11 protein-coding genes are annotated in these 8988 nt (G+C 47.4%); all 11 read right to left on the bottom strand.

All coding sequences use genetic code 11. The annotated features are described in order from the left end of the window. A partial coding sequence (locus HRU21_10160) for an amidohydrolase family protein (protein ID NRA42653.1) occupies positions 1-599 on the bottom strand: 599 nt, incomplete at its 3' end. A gap of 43 nt (positions 600-642) precedes the next feature. Next, the gene (locus HRU21_10155) at positions 643-969 is read right to left on the bottom strand and encodes an urease subunit beta (protein ID NRA42652.1); all 327 of its coding nucleotides are present in this window, start codon (positions 967-969) and stop codon (positions 643-645) included. Between the two features lie 8 nt (positions 970-977). Then, positions 978-1280, bottom strand: coding sequence for an urease subunit gamma (locus HRU21_10150; protein NRA42651.1), 303 nt, complete (start codon positions 1278-1280; stop codon positions 978-980). A gap of 65 nt (positions 1281-1345) precedes the next feature. Then, the gene (locus HRU21_10145; protein NRA42650.1) at positions 1346-2260 is read right to left on the bottom strand and encodes an urease accessory protein UreD; all 915 of its coding nucleotides are present in this window, start codon (positions 2258-2260) and stop codon (positions 1346-1348) included. A gap of 43 nt (positions 2261-2303) precedes the next feature. Continuing rightward, a complete protein-coding gene (locus HRU21_10140; GenBank protein NRA42649.1) occupies positions 2304-2591 on the bottom strand; it encodes a hypothetical protein in 288 nt (95 codons plus the stop codon). A gap of 21 nt (positions 2592-2612) precedes the next feature. After that, a complete protein-coding gene (gene urtE, locus HRU21_10135; GenBank protein NRA42648.1) occupies positions 2613-3308 on the bottom strand; it encodes an urea ABC transporter ATP-binding subunit UrtE in 696 nt (231 codons plus the stop codon). Then, positions 3305-4120, bottom strand: coding sequence for an urea ABC transporter ATP-binding protein UrtD (gene urtD, locus HRU21_10130; protein ID NRA42647.1), 816 nt, complete (start codon positions 4118-4120; stop codon positions 3305-3307). Before urtD ends, urtE begins: the two co-directional genes overlap by 4 nt. Next, positions 4113-5294 carry an urea ABC transporter permease subunit UrtC gene (urtC, locus tag HRU21_10125; GenBank protein NRA42646.1) on the bottom strand — a complete coding sequence of 394 codons (1182 nt, stop codon included), beginning with the start codon at positions 5292-5294 and terminating at the stop codon, positions 4113-4115. The genes urtD and urtC overlap by 8 nt, the downstream gene beginning before the upstream one ends. Further along, positions 5294-6988 carry an urea ABC transporter permease subunit UrtB gene (urtB, locus tag HRU21_10120; protein NRA42645.1) on the bottom strand — a complete coding sequence of 565 codons (1695 nt, stop codon included), beginning with the start codon at positions 6986-6988 and terminating at the stop codon, positions 5294-5296. Before urtB ends, urtC begins: the two co-directional genes overlap by 1 nt. Before the next feature lie 132 nt (positions 6989-7120). Then, positions 7121-8404, bottom strand: a complete 1284-nt coding sequence (urtA, locus tag HRU21_10115; protein ID NRA42644.1) for an urea ABC transporter substrate-binding protein — start codon at positions 8402-8404, stop codon at positions 7121-7123. Positions 8405-8541: 137 nt separating this feature from the next. Further along, positions 8542-8988 (bottom strand): porin (locus HRU21_10110; protein NRA42643.1); only part of this gene is annotated, 447 nt, incomplete at its 5' end.

Genomic DNA, 8988 nt, shown 5'->3' with positions numbered 1-8988 from the left:
GAAGCATTGCCTTTCGCTAAAAAGCCAAAATTCATCGGCATATCATCGGTGGCCTGAAACATTTTCTGAATATTCCATTGACCGGGGGTACATGTCGTCGCATTGGTGCCGGTAGCAGGACCTGTGCCGCCACCAATCATGGTCGTGACACCTGACATCAAGGCTTCGTCAACCTGCTGCGGGCAGATAAAATGAATATGCGCATCAATCGCGCCGGCGGTAAGTATTTGCCCCTCACCTGCTATAATTTCAGTACCGGGGCCAATGATAATGCTCACATCATCTTGGGTATCGGGGTTGCCGGCTTTGCCAATACCGCTAATGCGGCCATGTTTAATCCCTACATCCGCTTTTACGATACCCCAATAATCTATCACAATGGCATTGGTGATCACGGTATCGGCACACAAAGCTTGCTCAGCCTGACTTTGGCCCATGCCATCGCGAATCACCTTGCCGCCGCCAAATTTCACTTCATCACCGTACTGGGTAAAGTCTTTTTCAATGGCAATAATCAGTGCGGTATCCGCTAAGCGCAGACGATCGCCAGTTGTCGGGCCAAACATTGAGGCATAGGTTTCTCGATCCATTGTCGCCATATTACGTCCTCTGTGGGTGAAAAATTAAAGCGGTTGAAACGGGTTAAACATCAGTCTTGGCTTGTGCTAGCGCACCCATTACCTCACCACGAAAGCCAAAAATCTGCTGTTTGCCAGCATATTTAACTAACTCTACCTGTCGATCCTGACCAGGTTCAAAACGAATCGCAGTGCCGGATGCAATGTTTAGGCGGAAACCTAGTGTTTTTTCGCGGGTAAATTGCAGGGCCGGATTAGTCTCATAAAAGTGATAATGCGAACCCACCTGAATTGGCCGATCGCCAGCATTTTTCACCTGCAGCGACAGCGTTTCTCGACCGGCATTAATGTCAATGCTGCCCGCTTGAATAAAATATTCACCTGGTTTCATATTGCCCCCTAGCTAATCGGATTGTGCACGGTGACCAGTTTGGTACCATCAGGAAATGTCGCTTCCACTTGAACCTCATCAATCAACTCAGCCACACCATCCATTACTTGATCAAGCGATAAAATTTCTTTGCCATAACCCATCAGTTCGGCAACCGTTTTGCCGTCACGTGCTCCCTCAATAATTTCAAGTGTTATGTATGCCACAGCCTCTGGATAATTAAGCTTAACCCCTCGCTGCAGGCGACGCTCAGCGAGCAATGCTGCGGTCACGATATGCAGCTTGTCTTTTTCGCGCGGTAGTAATTCCATAAAGCTAAAATCTCCACTGTTTAGATCGACATCACCGGCAATAGAGGTAAGGTCTATTTATTTCCTTAGGTTGACCAAATGCGCGGCAAACAAGCTTCACGCGCTATAGATAATGGCCTAAGCAGCTGCCAACAGCGTGTGAACAATAATCTTGCCTGCTCGGCACTGTCACCCAAGTAACGCAAAATCACGCAGCCACTGGCCAGCTCGCTAAGCTGCAAATGCTTTTCACAATCCAGCTGAAGCAATAATTCAGCAAGATCATCAAGCGATGATGGCGGCAGCTCTGGCACACAGCAAATAAAAATTGCTGATACCGTGTGACCACCAAAGCCATAGGGGCTATGCAGTAAATCCTGCATATTTGCAGCATCAAGATGTAAGCGGTCTATAAACAAGGGCTGCTGTTGACGATATATTTCCAAGCTTTGCTGTAACTGCCCTTGCTGCAACCATTGTTGGCTAGCAGGTAAACCAAAACACATCACATCCCAGCCGATAAAGCTGGCGCTGGCCGCTAAGTCAACCCGCGTGGTTAATGATACATTGGCATCGTTAAAGACAATGGTTTCTAACGGCAGCCACTCTAAACTGGCAGCTTCGGCCAGCTGTAAATGAATATGTTGCTGCTGCAGGCGTCGATCCTGCCGCGCACGATAAATACGCCCTGCACCTGGAGTGGTTATCAGGGCTTGAGCCGCAGTTTCTACGCTAACATCCACGGAGAGTTGATCTCCCGATACCACTCCACCCGGTGGATGCAAAATATACACATGCGCCAGCGCATCACCTTCAGGATAAAATGGCTTCTGCACATATAACGGCCCCTGATGCCGACAGCGCGACAGACGGGTTGATGAATGTGCAGCAGCAGATCGCTGACTAAACTGTAGTGACAATGACGCAGACCAACGCCCAGCATCCGACAGTTCAGACTTGCCAGACGTCGGCAAGGCATCTGCAGCAAGCGGCTTATTCATCGTGTCTTATTCATCACGTCTTATTCATCGCGGTTTATTCAATTTAGTCGCGACTGATACGCTGCTTAATCAATGCAAGTTTAAAGCGTTTAACTCGAAGTGTTAGAGCAATCGCCACAGTAGCTAGCAGACCTAACAACAAAATAACCACACCCGCCGAAAGCAATGGTGCATGCTGCGCATAATGCATTAACCATTGAAACCACTGAGCGATCATCGCATCACCGCTACGACTAATAAACCAGTGTGAACCCTGATGCGCACTGGCTAGCTGAGAACTCAATAGCAAAGCCATCAATATCAAGATTCGCTTCGGACTAATAATAGGCATATAGATATCCTCTGATAATTGTTATACCGCGAGATATTGAGCCACAAGGGCTTCCGACAACTCACTCATGTCGCGCTCCGCCACCACACGACCTTTTTCGATTAATTTAAAGTCTTTACCAATGCGCTTAGCAAAAGTAATTTTTTGTTCCACTAACACCACAGTCATCGCTTCCTGCTGATTCAAATAGCTGATCACATCACCTATTTGCTTCACAATATTCGGTTGAATACCTTCATTAGGCTCATCCAATAATAAAACCTTAGGCTCAAGCACCAGCGCCCGGCCAATTGCGAGTTGCTGTTGCTGTCCACCCGACAAATCACCACCGCGACGGTGTAGCATTTCGCCAAGTACTGGAAATAGTTCAAATACCTTATTCGGAATGTTTTTTGCCCGATCGCCTCGGGCCGCCAAACCGGTGCGCAAGTTTTCCTCTACTGTCAGCAGTGGAAAAATATCGCGCCCCTGTGGCACATACGCCACGCCATGACGCGCGCGATACTCAGCCGGCTTATTTGACACATCAACGCCATCAATCTGAATACTGCCATTAGCAATCGGCAGCAGGCCCATCAAACATTTCAATAAAGTAGTTTTACCTACGCCATTACGCCCCATAATACAGGTACAGGCGCCTTCGGGGATAGTGAAATCTAAGTCCCATAAGATTTGACTGCCGCCATACAGCTGATTCACATTCTTAAAACTAATCACGGTGCATCTCCGAGGTATACTTCAATCACATCAGGGTGCTGCTGAATAGACTGCATACTGCCCTCTGCCAGAACCGAGCCCTGATGCAGCACCGTCACCGTATTCGCAATACTGCGCACAAATTCCATATCATGCTCAACCACCAGCACGGTTCGCTCACCGGCAAGCCCGGTGAGTAGCTCAGCAGTTTTTTCCGTTTCTTGCGCCGTCATACCAGCCACAGGCTCATCCACTAGCAGCAGCCGCGGTTCAGCAATCAGTAACATACCAATCTCTAACCACTGCTTTTGCCCATGCGAGAGAGCACCGGCAGTTTGCTGCATTTCCTCAGTCAAACCAATGGTGGCTAGCACGGCAGCAATTTTATCGCTCAGCTCGCTGTTCAGACGGGCGCGTAAAGATGGCCAAATACCTTTCGCTGCCAACATCGCCAGCTCAAGATTGGCAAACACCGACTGCGCTTCAAACACAGTTGGCTTTTGAAACTTCCTCGCCACCCCAAGTCGTGCAATATCTGCCTCTGACTGCCCTAACAAATTTACATTTTGCCCTAAAAACACCGAACCAGAATCAGGTTGAGTTTTACCGGTAATGATATCCATAAGGGTTGTTTTACCAGCCCCATTAGCACCAATCAGGCAACGCAGCTCACCATCGGCTACATATAAATTCAACTGGTCGATAGCCTTAAAACCATCAAAACTCACTGACAAATCTTCAATATATAATAAGATGTCTTTATCAACATTGATCGATCCATCGCCCACCATCGTCTCTGGAGTGCTGAACTGCTGCGCGAGTCGCTTAAACATGCTCTACCTCCGAGGAGACCTTACGGCGAAAGCCCTGACTTAGCGCTGAATTAGCCATAGTCGACTTCAGCAAGCCCGCGAGACCCTGCGGCAGCAATACTGTAACCGCCACAAATAAGGCACCCAGCGCGAATAACCAAGCCTCTGGCATCACTGCGGTGAACTTAGTCTTTGCATAATTAACCAAGATTGCACCAATCACCGCACCGTATAAAGTGCCGCGACCACCTACCGCCACCCAGACCACTATCTCAATCGAGTTCAGTGGCGAAAATTCACCCGGGTTAATAATGCCAACCTGGGGCACATACAGGGCCCCAGCAATCGCCGCCAATACCGCTGAATAGACAAACAGCGCCACTTTAAATGACTCAGTGCGATAGCCTAAAAAGCGAGCTCTATCTTCTGCATCGCGAACCGCCAAAATGACTCGACCAAATTTGCCATGCAATACCCATAAGCTTAATACATACGCCATGGCTAAAATCAGCGCAGTGCAAACAAACAACCAAACTCGAGTTTGATCTGACTGCAAATCAAAGCCGAGAATATCTTTAAAATCGGTTAAGCCATTATTGCCACCAAAGCCCATCTCATTGCGAAAGAACGCTAGCATTAGTGCATACGTTAGAGCTTGGGTCATAATCGATAAATATACTCCCGCCACGCGCGAGCGAAACGCCAGATAGCCAAATATAAACGCCAGCACAGCCGGCACCAGCACAACCATCAACATGGCAACGCCAAAGTTATCAAAGCCATACCAGTACCATGGCAACTCCGACCAGTTTAAAAACACCATAAAATCTGGCAGCTCAGGATGACCATAAACGCCGCGATCGCCAATCTGGCGCATCAAATACATGCCCATGGCGTAACCACCGAGGGCAAAAAANGCGCCATGACCAAGGCTTAAAATACCGCAATAACCCCAAATCACATCGACCGACAACGCCAATAAGGCAAAGCATAAGTATTTCCCCAGCAACGTGATGGTATAGGTACTGACATGCAAAATCGAATCTTCAGGAAAAACTAAATTACCTAAGGCCGCAAAAAAAGTTAGGCCAAACAGCAGTGCAATAAATAGAGGGGCCTGACGGCGAATTTGATGCAGCGGCGACAGGCGCTGCTGCAGCGAACTCAAACCCAAAGAAAGCTTATTCTCATACATCAGTCAGCTGCCCGCCCTTTTTGTGGAAACAAGCCTTTCGGTCGTTTTTGAATAAATAAAATAATAAACACCAACACTAAAATATTGGCTAATACGGCGCCAGTCATTGGCTCTAAGGACTTATTAGCAATACCTAAACTAAAGCCACCCAGCAAAGTACCCCATAAATTGCCGACGCCACCAAACACCACCACCATAAACGAATCAATAATATAGGCCTGGCCTAAATTCGGCCCCACATTGGTTAACTGACTCAAGGCCACGCCGGCAATGCCGGCAATACCTGAACCCAGGGCAAAGGTCATAGCATCAACCCATTCGGTTCGAATACCCATAGACTTAGCCATCTGCCGATTCTGCGCCACCGCACGCACATGCAAACCCAAGGCGGTTTTTTTCAGAATTAGCTGCAGCATAAAAAATACCAGCAGTGCAAACAGCAAAATATATAGCCGGTTATAGGTTAGCGAAAATACCTCATTAATCACCAGTGAGCCACTCATCCAGTCTGGGGTAGACACCTGGCGATTCAGTGGTGAGAAAATACTGCGCACCGCCTGCTGCAATATTAAACTGATGCCAAACGTTGCCAGCAAGGTTTCCAAAGGACGGCCGTGTAAAAAACGAATAACCCCTCGTTCGATCAATAAACCAACCAAGCCAGAGACTAAAAATGCCAGCGGAATCGCGATAAGTACCGAATACTCGAGATGATTCGGCAGTAGCATCTGCACAACATAGGTCGTGTAGGCACCCAGCATAATCAACTCACCATGCGCCATATTGATCACCCCCATCACCCCAAAGGTAATCGCCAGACCAGTTGCCACGAGCAACAATACTGACCCCATACTGAGGCCAAAAAACAGCTGTTCCACAAAGGCATAAAATTGCACTTTATGGCCGATGCTGGCCTGTATGGCTGCAGCTTTAGTGGTTAAACGCGGGTTGTCTAGCAGCAACTGGCCATCCGCATCGATTGCCAATAGCTGATTCAACTGATTGCGCACAGCAGGATGAAGGCTGCCGCGCATATGCTCTAGTGCCGCCAGCTGCACTTCAACATCATCACTGTGCTGGATATTGTCTAGGGCAATTAATAGCTGCATGAGCTCGGCCACATCGGGATCCGGCTCTGTTGCTAACAGTGACTTAACCAATGTAATGCTCTCTGCATCAGCATTGTCTAACAGCTTTTTCACCGACAATAGCCGAACCTCAGCACTCGGGTCGATTAAGGAAAGCTTTGCCAGCTTGCTGCGCAGCTGTTTACGAATTTTATTATTAGAACGAATTTTGCGTAGCGCGCTTTTCTCTGCATCTGCTACCCATACTGCCGTGATAGGGTCGAAGAGCGCATACAGCGGCTCTCGCTTGGCCACAATAAATACCTGCTGATCTGCTTTGCGAAAATACGCTCGGCCTTCAACAATCGCCTCAAACAGCGCAATCGCCTCGCTGCCCATAGCACCCTCAATCGCATCTAATGTCGCAGCGAGAGCCGATAATTTATTCGCGGCAAGACGATTAATTAGCTCAGCGTTATTCGGGCTTAATACTTCAGTAGATACTGTATTAGACGAAGCGCCAGAGAGATTGGGTGCAAGGCTAGCAGAAGATGACGCTGCGTCGTTAGCCAGCGCTTCAACCGTAGCAGTCTCAGCCAACGCCGGGCTTTCTGTCGATTCAGCCATGGCCGGCACTGCAGCTGCTAACACAAAGCTTACGAGTAAAATACCATGCAACGCAAACTTAACAGGCATTGAAAACTTCCTTACTAAAAAAAGAGGCCTTGCGGCCCCTAACTACAACTGACTACCTGGAGATTAGTAGTTCTGACCAGAACACGCTTTGGTTATGGTATTGTAGTTGCCACACTTAATCGGTGCTGTCCAATCAGCAATAATGTCTTTTGAACCAGGAAGAAAATCTGACCAGGCATCACCTTCAACCAAGCCCTCGGTTTCCCATACCACTTCAAACTGACCGTCTTCCTGAATTTCACCAATTAAAACTGGTTTACTTAAGTGGTGGTTTTTATGCATTTTCGCTATACCACCAGTTAAGTTTGGCGTTTCTATGCCAATTAATGCTTGCTCCACCTTATCAACATCAGTGGTGCCAGCTTTTTCTACCGCCTTCACCCACATATTAAAACCGATAAAAGTTGCCTCCATCGGATCGTTAGTCACGCGCTTATCGTCTTTAATAAAGGCTTTCCATTCTTTAATAAATGCATCATTGGTATCGTTTTCCATGCTCTGGAAGTAATTCCAGGCCGCCAAATGTCCCACTAAGGGTTTAGTATCAATACCTGATAGTTCTTCCTCACCAACCGAGAACGCAACCACCGGAATATCTTCAGCCGAGATACCTTGGTTGCCAAGCTCTTTATAGAACGGCACATTAGCATCACCATTAATGGTTGATACGACGGCGGTTTTCTTACCAGCGCTGCCAAACTTTTTAATATCTGACACAATTGACTGCCAATCAGCATGACCAAACGGCGTATAGTTAATCATAATATCGCTAGCAGCCACGCCTTTCGCAATCAGGTAAGCTTCAAGAATTTTATTCGTGGTGCGCGGATACACATAATCTGTACCGGCTAATACCCAGCGTTTTACCTCAAGATCGTTCATCAAGTAATCTACCGCAGGAATCGCTTGCTGATTCGGTGAGGCACCGGTGTAAAATACATTTTTCGACGACTCTTCACCCTCGTACTGTACTGGGTAAAACATCAAGCCATTTAGCTCTTCAATGACTGGCAGTACCGATTTACGCGACACTGAGGTCCAACAGCCAAAGATCACATCAACCTTATCTTTACTTAATAGCTCACGGGTTTTTTCGGCAAACAATGGCCAGTTCGACGCGGGGTCAACTACCACCGGCTCAAGCTGCTTACCCAGCAAGCCGCCTTTTTTATTTTGCGCTTCGATCATCATCAACACGGTATCTTTCAGTGTTGTCTCTGAGATCGCCATAGTACCTGACAGAGAGTGTAAGACGCCCACTTTAATCGTATCAGCGGCTAGCGTTACTGCCGATGACAGCGTAATCGCAGCGCCCAAAGCTAGATGTTTTAAAATCGCTTTTTTCATTGTGATTTCCTCAATATATTGGCTATCGCGCAGCAGTGTATAATCTGCGCTTAGCCTTCATTAATACTAGATTACTGTTGTGCTATTTTAATATCGTGCTGCAATATGACTGCAGTCCAACGAGCTTAATACCGCTATTACCAGGTAATTAATGCCTCAAGCGCCGCACTGTTAGTTTCAATATCGTCATCACCAGCGCTATCAACATCTACCCGCACCTCAGCGACCAGTAATAAATTATCGCTTACCGCATAGCTTGGTGATAAGGTGAATGCTTCGATTTCTTGATCTACCAAACCCTTAGTTGGATCGGGATTTTCATACTCTAGATCATAGGTATGATACCTACCCGTCAAGCCCCATTTCTCCCAACCGTAGTTGACCATAAATAAGCCACCGGTAGCCTCAGCGACATCCGAATCATGTGAGTTTGCTTCTATTGCAAAAGTAAAACCGCCCATCACATAACTGGCCCAGGCATTAATCAAATCTACCTCGCCATATTTAGGGTCATCATCATCATGGGTATAAAACGCCTTAATGGTTAGGTTTTCAATTGGGCGAATCGCAAACATGGTTTCCAC

Source organism: Pseudomonadales bacterium, from assembly GCA_013215025.1.
Classification (GTDB): domain Bacteria; phylum Pseudomonadota; class Gammaproteobacteria; order Pseudomonadales; family DT-91; genus DT-91.
This window is presented reverse-complemented; position numbering and strand designations above follow the sequence as displayed.